A 12,233-nucleotide genomic window follows, 5' to 3' on the forward strand; every position below is an offset into this window, starting at 1 on the left:
TACAAAATAACCATCCTTTAAGGGTCTGCCGAAACGGGAGACCCTTTTAAAATACATAATAAGGAGCTGTTATGATGGAAGAGAAATTGCCAGTTAAAATGATATATAAGAAGTCGTTATTCGTGGAGCTTGTGAGACTAGACAACAATTTCCTTTACAGCACAAGAAATCGAGAAAACAGTAAATGGCAAGTGTACGCCTTTCAGGACACACCGAAATTACGCAAGGACATTGCCGTGCTGAACGGTCAGGAGTACGTTGAAGGTTTTAATAATGAAGAATTTTAAAATCGCAGCTACATACATTTCCTTGAGTTTAGCGATGATGTTATTAATAACTGTAATGATGGTTCAGTTCCTTAAAGTAGCATTTCCGAAAGACCCTGTAATGGAAGCAAAAATACCGATTATTGAAGATCGTACTGAAAAACGAAAGGAAGCTTTGGAACAGTTGAAAAGGGAAGCCATGTGTGAAGATAGCCGATTCGACCATAGCGATTGTGAATAACGTGCCTTTAGGTGCGTTTTTTTATTTATATAATAATGAAGAAAAAATTTCTCCGAATCTTTTTTAATGATTTACCTTACATTGAAAATTTTTTCAATACAATCTAATTGTCGAAAGGGACAAAACAAAAAATCGGAGGAATTTATAATGAAAAAACATGAATTTATTGAAAAAGCAATGGTATTGGGAGCAAGTTTAGAAGAAGCGTTGATTCTTGAAGAAATTTACAATCCGATCCAAAATTCTACCGAGGAAGATAGAAAGAAAGGCTTGTATATTTTAGAGAACAAAGGAACAGCAACAAGCGACTTGGCTGATTTGGGTAAGCAATATAAATATGAAATTCTGATTCCGATTATGGTAGAAGATGCTGTAGTAGAATTAGACCAAAGGGAAAGAGATTGCAATCTTGGCTACAATGAACGAGTACAATTCAAAACTCAACTCATTGCTCGCATAAATGATTTTTTGCAAGATGATTCTGATTCTGTTAAAAAAGATGAGATGCCAGATTTTTAATATAAAATAAAAACTTTAATAGGTACTCCCAAGCAAGGAGTACTTATTTTATCAAGGACATTCGAAAATGTTAATATTGCCTCACATTATCCAACAGCTTAAAACTAGGATACTCTCTTTTATAAAGGTTTATAGCTTCTTGATAAGATTCGTATTCAAACCAGCCTCCATCTCTTAACATTTGATTAATCCCTTTGTACTTAGGGTTTCGGGATTTATTCTCATAGTAAATTCCAAATATCATTGTAGGAATATCAATGTTAATCCAAACAGTCATAATAATCCTCCTTAATCACAGCTATATGTGTGCCGTGTCTTTGATTTTTTAGAAATCCAGTACTGGCCAAGCCCTTTCCCTCATAGTAAATCACAAGGGGATGTCTTTTCTTGACCCATTTAATAACCTTCATATAACCCTCCTATACGTCACCAAAACCATTTAAATAAATCAGCACTGTGAGTAAATGATACCCGAAATAGGATTGCATAGGACACCCAACTAAGACGGATAGCTGGGCGTCTTATTAATATTCAATTTTAATAAGGCATTTCGTCCTCTGAATCATCGTTTAGCCAATCATAGAATGGGAATTTGCGCTCCACTTTTCCATTTTTTAAATCGTGTTTATATGCGATATTCTTCAGTGATTGATAAGCATACCCTTTGATTTTATCTTCTGTTATATTTATATATCTGCTCTCGTCTATCGTTTCAGTGACGAAAGCATTGATTAAAGCATTCCATGACTTTTTATCCCATCTATTGGGTGCAAATAAAGTATAAAATTCATTGCAGGAATCGGTTAAATAAATTTTCCATTCATCGGCTGTTAATTCCTTGTTAATTAACAATGTTTTTTTATCTTTATTTTGTTTTTTACTTTTTGTTTTTTCTTTTTTATTTAATAGTTGTCGATTTTGCACTGTTGATGGTGAATTGTTGACCATGCGTTGTTGAGAATCGACAATGCATGAATCCACAGAAGAAGAATCTTCAGTTTTCAATTGTTGATTTCCGCCATTGGAAAGTAAATGCGTGAATCTTTCCGATATTTCGAGTATTTTATATCCTCCTTTATTCACTTCTAGAATCATATTTAAAACGTCACTGTCGTCAAAAGCTACGTCACTGACCTGATAATAGTACAAAGTCTTTTTACCATTCCTGTATTTAATGGTTACCCAGTATTTTTTCTGCTCCAGTTCTTTGATTCCATTTGTTATCGGACCACGACCAAACTTTTTATATAACTGCATCTTCTTAATTTCCCAGCCTTCAGGAAGTGACATTAAATGAGAAATAAGTCCGATCGAACGAATATCCTCCAGCTGCTGTAATGCTCCATTATGGATTTGTGCATAGTCAGATGTTTTTCTGCGTTTAATTATTCCGTTCATAAGTAAATAGGCTCCTTTGGATTCCATCAAGCAACCATGCTATAATGAAATCAGTTTTTATTTGTTGAAACTTCCTCTTCGGTCGCCAAACTGTCGGAGGAAGTTTTTTTATTTTTTAAACTTAACTATACTAACATGGCTAAAATAACTTCTAAACTACCTTTCTAAAAATTTTTTAATCAATTCCTTGCTCAATCGCATCTTCCAAATCTCGCCCATAAATTTCTACATATCGCTTTAAAATTTCCAATGATTGATGACCCGATAAGCGTTGAAGAATAAAGATATTTATTCCAGCTTCAACTTTTAATCGACAAAAAGTTCTCCGAAAAGCATGAGGAGAAACTGTGACTTCTTTGCTTACCCCCGTTTGTTTTCCATACTGTTTTAATCTGTCTTGAATGCCTCTAGCACCCATTGGCTCGTTTTCTAAACTGATAAATAGATAGTCATGGTGTAAAACCCCTCGTTCTTGTATATAAGCTCTGAGAGCCACCCTCAGGCGATTTGTGAGTGGAATCCTCCGGGCATATCGGTTCTTGGCACGTTGAACATTAATTGCTCCCTTATCATCAAAAGAAATGTCTTGTAAGCGTAATGACGTTAACTCCGTCAATCTAATGCCTGTATGGGCAAAAGTTAACATGATTGCAAGGTCTCGTAACCCAATGAATGTTGTAACGTCTGGTGCGTCAAGCAAACGCTTCAGCTGACGTTTAGTGAAGGTAGCACCAACCTCATGCCGTTTCCTAAGTTGTTGAATGCCGTCATAAGGGTTTGAAGGTATATAGCTTTTTCTGTGACAATAATTAAAAAATGTCCTCCCTGCCCTCAAGCGAGCATTAATTGTATTAACAGCTCTTCCAATTTTCTGCTGATACTCAATAAAACTTTCGATATGATCTGTTGTCATATCCCGTATATTGTTCAATGGCGCATCGACTTCCACAAGACCTCTTTTGGTTTGCTTTAGTTCTTTATCATAGAATTTAACTGTTTCTGGGGATAAGCCTTTTATTCTGCAATGTTTTAAAAATTGGTCTGCTGCTTCCTGATATGAAATAGTGGGAATTGTATCATTAGATATTTTTTTGAGAGTTTGTATTGCTGAAGAGTTGGTGACAGATTTTCTCCGCTTCATTTTGAACCTCCTTAAATTTTGAAGGTTCGCTTGTGTGTGCATTGCGTGGTATTCACTTCGTGGTATTTTTGTTTGAATTGTACCCATAAAAAATGAACATAAAAAAATACCACTATGTTTATTAAACACAGTGGTATCAAGCAATTCGGTACGCCCTCGGAGGGAATCGAACCCCCATTTTAAGAACCGGAATCTTACGTGCTATCCGTTGCACCACGAGGGCATTTTTTTATGTAAGAACACGTTTTTTCTTGGTGTTACGAATATTAATTATATGGGAAAAGCCCTTTATTTGCAAGCATTCGTTGTTTAAAAGCGAAAATTTGTGGGTATCATGGATACGAGTAAATCAACTTAGAAAAAAATGTCGAATAATTCTCTTGAAATAATCAAGCGATTCGTTTGACCTTAATTGACCAACCATGTATGATGAAACTACATACATTTACCAATGGCGAGGTATAAAATACCTTTCCAAAACTTTTTTTGACCTTTAAAGGAGGAATTGGAAATGAACTTAATCCCTACAGTAATCGAACAAACAAACCGAGGGGAACGCGCTTATGACATTTACTCTCGCCTATTAAAAGATCGCATTATCATGTTAGGCAGTGCGATTGACGATAATGTGGCTAACTCCATCGTGGCTCAGCTATTATTCTTAGAAGCAGATAATCCTGAAAAGGACATCACGCTTTATATTAATAGCCCAGGCGGAAGTATCACTGCTGGTATGGCCATCTATGATACGATGCAATACATCAAACCAAATGTTTCAACAATCTGTACTGGTATGGCTGCATCCATGGGTGCATTCTTACTAGCAGCTGGTGAAAAAGGAAAACGTTTTGCGCTTCCAAATAGTGAAGTCATGATTCACCAACCACTAGGTGGCGCTCAAGGGCAAGCAACTGAAATCGAGATTGCTGCTAAACGCATCCTATTCTTACGTGAAAAATTGAACCAAATTCTAGCTGAACGCACTGGCCAACCTTTAGATGTGATTTCTAAAGACACAGATCGTGATAACTTCATGACTGCAGAAAGAGCACTAGAATATGGTCTTATCGACAAGATCATTACAAACAATACACCAGAAGCGAAAAAATAAGCATCACAAAGAACAAAAGCCATCAGCATTTCATTTGCTGATGGCTTTTGTTCTGCAAAAAATTGGTAGTTGTTAGATTAACTATTTAGTGATCATGCATAGTTAAATAAGATTACGTTTCATTATGGATTTACAAATAGTTGAGGTGAACGAAAAATGAGGGGATAAAAGTAGTAGAAATAGAATAACTTGTTGCGTTTGATTTTTGAGTGGCAATTTCAATCGATATAAGAGGAGAAATTACATAGCTGCGCAATTTCACTTTGCTCAGGCTTCTTTGCCATTTCTCTTCTCGATAGCTGAACAATTTCTTTTCACTCATTCTTCACAATAAAGCGCACCGCCATCGGTAGAAACATCTAGCAATGAGGGTGCGCACTTATTCGGGTTTTAAGCAGATTATGAAACAATGTCCTCTTGTAAGAGTGCAGTCAGTTTATTTAAGGCTTCGGTTTCATCGTTGCCTTCAGCAAGGAGGGTGACGGTTGAACCAGCACTTAGAGATAGGCTCATTAATCCCATGATACTTTTGGCATTTACTTTTTTTCCGCCTTTTTCGATAAAGAGATCGGCTGTGAAGCGATTGGCTTCCTGCACTAACTTTGCAGCTGGACGTGCCTGTAAGCCTGTTTTTAGTTTGACTTCCACTTGTCTTTCTACCATGTCCTAACCTCCAAAAAACTTAAGATTCCTTCCATTGCCCTGTTTTAATTTTTTCTGCAATTTCATCAATTTTTCTTAGGCGATGATTGATACCCGATTTGCTTATCGTGCCACCAGAGACCATTTCTCCGAGTTCCTTTAAAGTCACATCTTGATACGTCACACGCAATTCTGCAATTTCGCGTAATTTCTCAGGTAACACCTTTAGTCCAACGGTACCCTCTATATATCTTATGTTTTCGACTTGTCTTAAGGCAGCCCCAATTGTTTTATTTAAATTGGCTGTTTCGCAATTGACCAAGCGGTTAACCGAGTTTCGCATATCTCTAACAATCCGTATATCTTCAAATCGTAAAAGCGCACTATGAGCACCAATAATATTAAGGAATTCTGTAATTTTTTCCGCCTCTTTTAAGTAGGTAATAAAACCTTTCTTTCTTTCCAATGTTTTACTATTCAATCCAAAAGTATTCATTAATTTCGACAAGGCGTCATTATGTTCCTTATACATCGAAGCAATTTCTAAATGATACGAAGAGGTTTCAGGGTTATTGACTGATCCCCCTGCTAAAAAAGCTCCTCTTAAATACGCACGTTTACAGCATTTCTTTTTAATTAAATCCATTGAGATATCATGGATAAATTGAAAGCCAGCACTAATAATGTGCAGATCATCAAGAATTTTTTGTGCTTGCTCCATAAGTCTAACAATATAAACATTATTTTTCTTAAGTCTCATTTTCTTTCGAACAAGCAATTCAACTTGCACATCATAATTCCTTTTGATAAGCGTATAGATTCTTCTGGCGATCGCTGCATTCTCCGTTTGAATATCTACAATTAACATTTTATTTGAAAAAGAGAGAGATCCGTTCATACGGATCAAAGCGGATAGTTCTGCCTTTCCGCAACAATCCTTTGTCTCCAAGTTCGTTAATTCTTTTTTCGTTTCCGAAGCAAAAGACATACTTTCTCCCCCCTAACCAGACAAATACTAGTTTTTCATTATATCATCTACAATTAATTGATAAATCATTTTTGCAACTTCATTCGTTTTATGACGGATTGCTCCTTTTTCAAGGCTAACAATCTCACCCTGTAGCACTTGCAAGCCCTGTTCGACTAATCGATCACGGTCATAATAAACAGGCTTCGCACGTTGCTCTTCATAACGTTCTTGAATATCTTCTGGTATTTCTTCATGATTGACAAGAATCAAATCTAAACATGGCTCAGCCATATGATCAAATATTGCCTGTACGTGGTCACTGGCACGATAGTCCAATGTTTCCCCTGCCTGCGTCATTAAATTACAGATATACAGCTTTTTGGCATGAGAACGGCACACTTCCTTACCTACAGACGGTACAAGTAGATTGGGAAGTATGCTTGTGTAAAGGCTTCCGGGACCAATGATAATGAGATCAGCCTCTCGAATCGCTTCAATCGTTTCCGAAAGTGGACTTACCGTCTCAGGTGTCAAAAATACTTTTTTAATCTTTTTGCCAGAGTAAGGGATTTTTGATTCTCCTGAAACGATACTGCCATCTTCCATTTCTGCATGTAATACAACACTCTGTTCAGCTGCAGGTAAGACTCTTCCATTAACATTCAATACTTTACTCATCTCTTGAATCGCATGAACAAAGTCACCAGTAATAGAAGTCATCGCTGCTAGAATCAGATTACCTAAAGAATGACCCGATAATTCATTGGACGTTTTAAAACGATGCTGAAACATTTCTTCCACAAGAGGTTCCACATCTGATAACGCTGCCAAAACATTACGAATATCTCCTGGAGGTGGGATATTTAATTCTTCTCTCAACCTACCAGAGCTACCGCCATCATCAGCAACTGTCACAATGGCTGTCAAATCAAGGGGATATTTTTTTAATCCTCTTAATAAAACTGGCAACCCTGTTCCACCGCCAATGATAACGACCCTCGGCTTTCTATTCATGTTGTTTGCCTTCTCCTCTCAATGTCACGGTGAGTGATGCGAGTGTTGTAGTCTTGCTTAAAATGGTTAGCGATATACTCGGTTAGTGCTACAGATCGATGCTGTCCACCCGTACATCCAATCGCAATAACAAGTTGGGATTTTCCTTCACGTTTATAATGCGGAAGCATAAATGCTAGTAAATCCGTGACCTTTTCTAAAAATTTATTTGTTTCATTCCATTTCAAAACATAGTTAGACACTTCTTCATCCAAGCCTGTCTTCGGACGCATATGCTCAATATAATGCGGGTTTGGCAAGAAGCGAACATCAAATACAAGATCGGCATCAATCGGTAATCCATGTTTAAAACCAAATGACATCACATTGACAGTGAAGATAGATTGTTTATTCACAGAAAACTCATGGAGTATCTTTTCTCTTAATTCACGCGGCTTCATATTAGATGTCTTATAGATAATCTGCGCCCTACCTTTTAGATCATCTAATAATTCTCTCTCCAATTTGATGCCTTCCATCGGTAAGCCTGATGGCGCTAATGGATGAGAGCGACGCGTTTCTTTATATCTACTTACAAGGGTTGCATCGTCCGCATCAAGGAAAAGAATTTCTGGTGTGACCCATGACGTATCTGCTAAATCATCTAACGCTTTGAAAAGATGCTCAAAAAACTCACGGCCACGTAAATCCATCACAAGCGCAACCTTATTCATCTTATTCCCTGAATCCTTCATCAGTTCAAGAAATTTCGGCAATAAGGTCGGTGGTAAATTATCTACACAAAAAAAGCCTAAATCTTCGAAGCTTTGAATCGCCACTGTTTTACCTGCGCCAGACATTCCTGTAATAATGACCATTTGTGTTTCTTTTGCTACAACCGAACTCATTTCTCGCTTCCCCCTGTATTCATTTTTAGCTTGGATCTAAGCGGTAACTAATTAATTCAAAATCAGGTGTATAAGTAAATGTACCGTAAATCATGCGATTACCATTAATCATATATTCAAGAATATGATGATCTCCTGCAGCCATTGGTAAATCTTTCACTTTATCCACTTCGACCCATCGCAATTTTCCTTCTTCAGACTCATCTACATTCAACCCGTCCGCATCTGTAGCAAAAAATGTAAACATCATCCATTCCGAAAGTACTTGATCTCCATCCTTCATAATGAAAGTAAATATCCCTTTTATGTTTGGATTCCTTAAGTAAATCCCCGTTTCTTCTCTATATTCTCTGATACAAGAGTCACGCACCGATTCACCTGGCTCCATCTTTCCGCCCGGTGCAACCCACCATCCACGGCGTGGCTTTTGTAGCAACAATACTTGGTCATCTTTTAATAATACGCAGTTTGTGACCCGCTGCATCCTATTCACCTCTTACTTTGTGCTACTCATTATTAGAGAACAGACTAGACTTAAAGGAAAAATACTCTAATGAATGAAAGCATAGTATTTATCATTATATTATACTATTTTTGTCATAGCGCTACAACGATACAGGTTGAACATGATTCTTCGCCCTTAAAAAACCGTTCTAAGCAAATTGTCACGGTCTTCTTTAGTAGAATGTCATCTTTCATATAATCTGTGGAAAAAAACTTCAGAGTGATTCGCAAATACATTTTCCTCCACTCTTATTTCTATATTCGGAGTACGTTCGTTCCTTTTTCTCCTACTTGTTCAAGTAGTTACTGATATTGCTCTGTTTAAACATCCATATATTTTGAGAATTGTACTTGAACCAAAAAAAAGAGCACAGGAGCACCTGTGCTGTAAAAGGAATATATCTTTAAAAGGGGGTCAATTTCTATTATTATCATAACCGAAATTTGTTTCACCCAGGTTACAGTAGAGTTAAAACAAAATGACTTTTTGTAAATGATGGATAAAGTCGGTTTATGATTCCCTTTTTTCATTAATTTGCAGCTGTTTTTAGACTTTCTTGAAGTTCTTCAATATAGTGCTGAGCCGCTTGGGCTGCAATGCTACCATCACCAGTTGCAGTAACGATTTGGCGCAATGTTTTTTCACGAATATCCCCAGCAGCGAAGATACCAGGAACTTTTGTTTCCATTTGATCATTGGTTACAATATAGCCTTCTTCATTTGTAATACCAAGACTTGCAAAAGGTTTAGATAGTGGATTCATACCGATGTAAACGAACACGCCATCCGCTTTGAATTCTTTTTCTTCACCTGTTTCTGTAGATACAATCGTGACACTGCCTACTTTTCCGTCCTTATCATTGACTTCTTTCACTGTATGGTTCCAAATGAAATCAATTTTATCATTATCAAAGGCACGTTGTTGTAAAATTTGTTGTGCACGTAGTTTATCGCGACGGTGAATGATTGTTACTTTACTTGCAAAGCGTGTTAAGTAAACACCTTCTTCAACCGCAGAGTCGCCTCCACCAATAACGACAAGTTCTCTTTCTTTAAAGAATGCACCATCACAAACCGCGCAATAAGATACACCGCGGCCGCCTAGCTCTTTTTCACCAGGAATGCCTAGTTTTTTATATTCTGCACCTGTTGTAATAATAACCGCACGTGCTTTGTATTCTTTAGAACCAGCAATGACTGTTTTATATTCCTTGTCATCTATGATTTCTTTAATATCTCCGTATGCATATTCCGCACCAAATTTTTTCGCATGATCGAACATTTTTGTAGAGAGTTCAGGTCCAAGAATATGATCAAACCCTGGATAGTTCTCCACTTCTTCCGTATTCGCCATTTGCCCGCCTGGTACCCCGCGTTCAAGCATTAATGTAGATAAATTTGCACGAGATGTATATACTGCCGCGGTCATTCCTGCTGGACCTGCCCCTGCAATAATGACATCGTAAATTTTTTCTTCAGCCATCATTCCCACTCCTTTGTCTTGAAGCCTTCTGTTCTATTATGACCTTCTTGGTTTTATCCTATAAAATTTATAGGAAAACGTCCAAGTTTTTGCTCAACGAAGGTATTCATTCAATAAACGCAAATATTTTCTTAAAGTTGATGTAGAAATTCCGAAATTCTTTGCTATTGTTGCTTGTGATACCGTCTCATTTCTTAGCTTATGCCAAGAGTAAGTGATTGCACCGGCATATGCATGAGGGTTTTTAATTGTCACGCCTGCTTGGGTTAACTGTAAATAGGCAGAAAACCACATTAAATATAAACTTGCTTCTTTTGCCCCAACTGGTGAGTAATTTTCATAAAGCAATCCAGCGATATCATGCGCCGTTGAGGTATCTTGAGACGCCTCACCAAATTTTAAATAAGCTAAATAATCCCTCTCTAACGCAGAGAACTTCCTATTCCCTTTTAAATGGTCAGAGTCTAGTAATTGTTCTTTCTTGCCTGAAACGGCTGTTAAAAACAAGGCAAACAATCGTTCTTCTGGATAGTCACTTTCTAACCTTTGTTGAATAGAAGAAACATGATCTTCGAACCCTTGGGCACTTTTTGATGATTCACTCCAAGGCTCCAGTCCTTCTTTTTCTGGATTTAATTCAACAGCCCTTTTCCATGCCACTTGAGCAACAGATTCTTTACCAGTATGATAAGCAGCGTATGCGAGCCAGTAGTAAAATGAAGCGTCCCCGTTAAACCCTAGTTTATAGAGGCGACCGAGCCATGCATAAGCTTTATCATATTCACCAATAAGTGCTAAAGTGGCCCCTAATTTAAATTGATGCTCAACTGATATAGGATGTACCTTTAATAAAGCATCTTTTAGCGCTCGCATCTCTATAAAGTCGTTTTCGTAAAAAGCAAAAACAAGCTTATTACAAAGGGCATGCAAATTCCCCGGATTGTCTTTGAATACTTGTTTCAACACATCCGAGGCTTTATCTGTTTCACCTAGATAAAAATAAGCTAGCGCTAAATTATTATAAGCAGACCAATATTCGGGGTACTCTTCAATGACACCATTGAGTAATTCGACAGCTTTTGGAAAATAACCCGTCTCAAGTAACTCCCTTGCTTGTTCCTGTTTGATCATTAAGTCGTCCTGCTCATATAGATGTTCATTTAGGTCGTCGTCCTCTAATGTAAGAAGCTCCAACAACTCTTCTGTATCTTCAACAAACTCGCCTTCTGGGTCTAATTCTATATATAATGTCGCATGATGGTAAGCGTCTTTGAAAAAACCTAAATGTGCATAATTATTTGCTAAAAAATAATGGCACTCGATCATCTCTCCGTCTAATTCCTCTAAGATCAATCGGAGTAGCTGATTAGAATCTTGATATTCTCCCATTTCGGCATGCACCACTGCCAATTGACAAACAATCATCGGTTCGCCTGGCTCTAGATGCATTGCACGTTGGAGGTACTTCTTCGCTCTATGAAAATCCCTGCGGTGGTATGCTTTAATGCCTTTTGAAAAATAATACTCACCTGTAGGGATAAATGATAAAATTTTTCCTTTATGATCTCTTGCTTTAGAGTCTTTACGCATGGAATCCTCCATAAAATATATTAACCAATTGAGTATAACATACGAACAACCGCTCGAGAAGGGGGTGACAAGATAAGGAAAAAAGCGAAGATAGAAAGATTATCTAACTCAGCTTAAAAAATCAACATTTTCGAAAAATATGACTATTTTATGATATTTTTTATTAATAAAGTGGAACCTCGCACTATAGCAAAGGAATAACTGTGGAATTAGAATGGATGGAAATTGAATGAGCAACAAATGAGGGTAATGAACAGTTTTGTATGAACATATTATAAATGTCAGTCCTGATTATTTGATAGTGAACGATTTGATTGCCCTTCTCTTCCGGTTTTTGCTCACTCTTACTGCTCTCTTCCTACACTCTTGTGGGGGCATTACCTTTTTGCCCACTCTTCCGGTTCACTTCCCTACACTCTTGTGGGGGCATTTCCCATTTGCCCACTCTTCCGGTTCAATCCCTACA

14 protein-coding genes and 1 tRNA gene are annotated in these 12,233 nt (G+C 37.4%); 4 read left to right on the top strand and 11 right to left on the bottom strand.

The features are described 5' to 3' along the window. Nucleotides 1-74 precede the first annotated feature (74 nt). The 3 genes from H9655_RS08305 to H9655_RS08315 all read left to right on the top strand — a co-directional run bounded on the left by H9655_RS08305 (nucleotide 75) and on the right by H9655_RS08315 (nucleotide 1,026). Entirely contained in the window at nucleotides 75-287 is a 213-nt protein-coding gene (locus tag H9655_RS08305) for a hypothetical protein (RefSeq protein WP_225230512.1), read from the top strand. Beyond that, nucleotides 274-507, top strand: a complete 234-nt coding sequence (locus tag H9655_RS08310; RefSeq protein ID WP_191812858.1) for a hypothetical protein — start codon at nucleotides 274-276, stop codon at nucleotides 505-507. Before H9655_RS08305 ends, H9655_RS08310 begins: the two co-directional genes overlap by 14 nt. Nucleotides 508-654: 147 nt before the next feature. Further along, on the top strand, nucleotides 655-1,026 hold the full coding sequence (locus H9655_RS08315) for a hypothetical protein (RefSeq protein WP_191812864.1): 372 nt from the start codon (nucleotides 655-657) through the stop codon (nucleotides 1,024-1,026). 70 nt (nucleotides 1,027-1,096) lie between these two features. On the opposite strand, the gene H9655_RS08320 is transcribed toward H9655_RS08315, so the two are convergent. The 4 genes from H9655_RS08320 to H9655_RS08335 all read right to left on the bottom strand — a co-directional run bounded on the left by H9655_RS08320 (nucleotide 1,097) and on the right by H9655_RS08335 (nucleotide 3,788). Beyond that, nucleotides 1,097-1,303, bottom strand: coding sequence for a hypothetical protein (locus H9655_RS08320; RefSeq protein ID WP_191812866.1), 207 nt, complete (start codon nucleotides 1,301-1,303; stop codon nucleotides 1,097-1,099). A 260-nt stretch (nucleotides 1,304-1,563) separates the two neighbouring features. Next, nucleotides 1,564-2,424, bottom strand: coding sequence for a hypothetical protein (locus tag H9655_RS08325; protein ID WP_191812867.1), 861 nt, complete (start codon nucleotides 2,422-2,424; stop codon nucleotides 1,564-1,566). Nucleotides 2,425-2,599: 175 nt separating this feature from the next. Further along, nucleotides 2,600-3,565: a tyrosine-type recombinase/integrase gene (locus H9655_RS08330; protein WP_191812868.1), complete on the bottom strand. Its 966-nt coding sequence runs from the start codon at nucleotides 3,563-3,565 to the stop codon at nucleotides 2,600-2,602. Between the two features lie 151 nt (nucleotides 3,566-3,716). Beyond that, nucleotides 3,717-3,788: transfer RNA gene (locus H9655_RS08335), tRNA-Arg, on the bottom strand. Between the two features lie 288 nt (nucleotides 3,789-4,076). Here H9655_RS08335 and clpP point away from each other — a divergent pair. Beyond that, nucleotides 4,077-4,676, top strand: a complete 600-nt coding sequence (gene clpP, locus H9655_RS08340; protein ID WP_191812869.1) for an ATP-dependent Clp endopeptidase proteolytic subunit ClpP — start codon at nucleotides 4,077-4,079, stop codon at nucleotides 4,674-4,676. A 399-nt stretch (nucleotides 4,677-5,075) separates the two neighbouring features. Here the strand turns inward: clpP and H9655_RS08345 are convergent, their stop codons facing one another. The 7 genes from H9655_RS08345 to H9655_RS08375 form a co-directional block, all read right to left on the bottom strand. Beyond that, on the bottom strand, nucleotides 5,076-5,339 hold the full coding sequence (locus tag H9655_RS08345; protein ID WP_191812870.1) for an HPr family phosphocarrier protein: 264 nt from the start codon (nucleotides 5,337-5,339) through the stop codon (nucleotides 5,076-5,078). A 19-nt stretch (nucleotides 5,340-5,358) separates the two neighbouring features. Then, complete coding sequence (gene whiA, locus H9655_RS08350) at nucleotides 5,359-6,306, bottom strand: DNA-binding protein WhiA (RefSeq protein ID WP_191812871.1); 948 nt, start codon at nucleotides 6,304-6,306, stop codon at nucleotides 5,359-5,361. Nucleotides 6,307-6,333: 27 nt separating this feature from the next. After that, nucleotides 6,334-7,302 (bottom strand): gluconeogenesis factor YvcK family protein, encoded by a 969-nt coding sequence (locus H9655_RS08355; protein WP_191812872.1) that lies wholly within the window; start codon nucleotides 7,300-7,302, stop codon nucleotides 6,334-6,336. Then, nucleotides 7,299-8,189 (bottom strand): RNase adapter RapZ, encoded by an 891-nt coding sequence (rapZ, locus tag H9655_RS08360; RefSeq protein ID WP_191812879.1) that lies wholly within the window; start codon nucleotides 8,187-8,189, stop codon nucleotides 7,299-7,301. Before rapZ ends, H9655_RS08355 begins: the two co-directional genes overlap by 4 nt. Nucleotides 8,190-8,214: 25 nt before the next feature. Continuing rightward, nucleotides 8,215-8,673, bottom strand: a complete 459-nt coding sequence (locus H9655_RS08365; RefSeq protein WP_095371889.1) for an NUDIX hydrolase — start codon at nucleotides 8,671-8,673, stop codon at nucleotides 8,215-8,217. A 550-nt stretch (nucleotides 8,674-9,223) separates the two neighbouring features. Beyond that, nucleotides 9,224-10,177, bottom strand: coding sequence for a thioredoxin-disulfide reductase (gene trxB / locus H9655_RS08370; protein ID WP_191812881.1), 954 nt, complete (start codon nucleotides 10,175-10,177; stop codon nucleotides 9,224-9,226). Between the two features lie 93 nt (nucleotides 10,178-10,270). Further along, a complete protein-coding gene (locus H9655_RS08375; RefSeq protein WP_191812882.1) occupies nucleotides 10,271-11,767 on the bottom strand; it encodes a tetratricopeptide repeat protein in 1,497 nt (498 codons plus the stop codon). Between the last annotated feature and the right edge of the window lie 466 nt (nucleotides 11,768-12,233).

The organism is Cytobacillus stercorigallinarum, assembly GCF_014836495.1.
In the GTDB taxonomy this organism is placed as follows: domain Bacteria; phylum Bacillota; class Bacilli; order Bacillales; family Cytobacillaceae; genus Cytobacillus; species Cytobacillus stercorigallinarum.

Bases quoted from the DNA above. Each gene is read 5' to 3' on its own strand.
- H9655_RS08305 (WP_225230512.1), top strand. From the start codon at position 75: ATGGAAGAGAAATTGCCAGTTAAAATGATATATAAGAAGTCGTTATTC.
- H9655_RS08310 (WP_191812858.1), top strand. From the start codon at position 274: ATGAAGAATTTTAAAATCGCAGCTACATACATTTCCTTGAGTTTAGCG.
- H9655_RS08315 (WP_191812864.1), top strand. From the start codon at position 655: ATGAAAAAACATGAATTTATTGAAAAAGCAATGGTATTGGGAGCAAGT.
- H9655_RS08320 (WP_191812866.1), bottom strand. From the start codon at position 1,303: ATGACTGTTTGGATTAACATTGATATTCCTACAATGATATTTGGAATT.
- H9655_RS08325 (WP_191812867.1), bottom strand. From the start codon at position 2,424: ATGAACGGAATAATTAAACGCAGAAAAACATCTGACTATGCACAAATC.
- H9655_RS08330 (WP_191812868.1), bottom strand. From the start codon at position 3,565: ATGAAGCGGAGAAAATCTGTCACCAACTCTTCAGCAATACAAACTCTC.
- clpP (WP_191812869.1), top strand. From the start codon at position 4,077: ATGAACTTAATCCCTACAGTAATCGAACAAACAAACCGAGGGGAACGC.
- H9655_RS08345 (WP_191812870.1), bottom strand. From the start codon at position 5,339: ATGGTAGAAAGACAAGTGGAAGTCAAACTAAAAACAGGCTTACAGGCA.
- whiA (WP_191812871.1), bottom strand. From the start codon at position 6,306: ATGTCTTTTGCTTCGGAAACGAAAAAAGAATTAACGAACTTGGAGACA.
- H9655_RS08355 (WP_191812872.1), bottom strand. From the start codon at position 7,302: ATGAATAGAAAGCCGAGGGTCGTTATCATTGGCGGTGGAACAGGGTTG.
- rapZ (WP_191812879.1), bottom strand. From the start codon at position 8,189: ATGAGTTCGGTTGTAGCAAAAGAAACACAAATGGTCATTATTACAGGA.
- H9655_RS08365 (WP_095371889.1), bottom strand. From the start codon at position 8,673: ATGCAGCGGGTCACAAACTGCGTATTATTAAAAGATGACCAAGTATTG.
- trxB (WP_191812881.1), bottom strand. From the start codon at position 10,177: ATGGCTGAAGAAAAAATTTACGATGTCATTATTGCAGGGGCAGGTCCA.
- H9655_RS08375 (WP_191812882.1), bottom strand. From the start codon at position 11,767: ATGCGTAAAGACTCTAAAGCAAGAGATCATAAAGGAAAAATTTTATCA.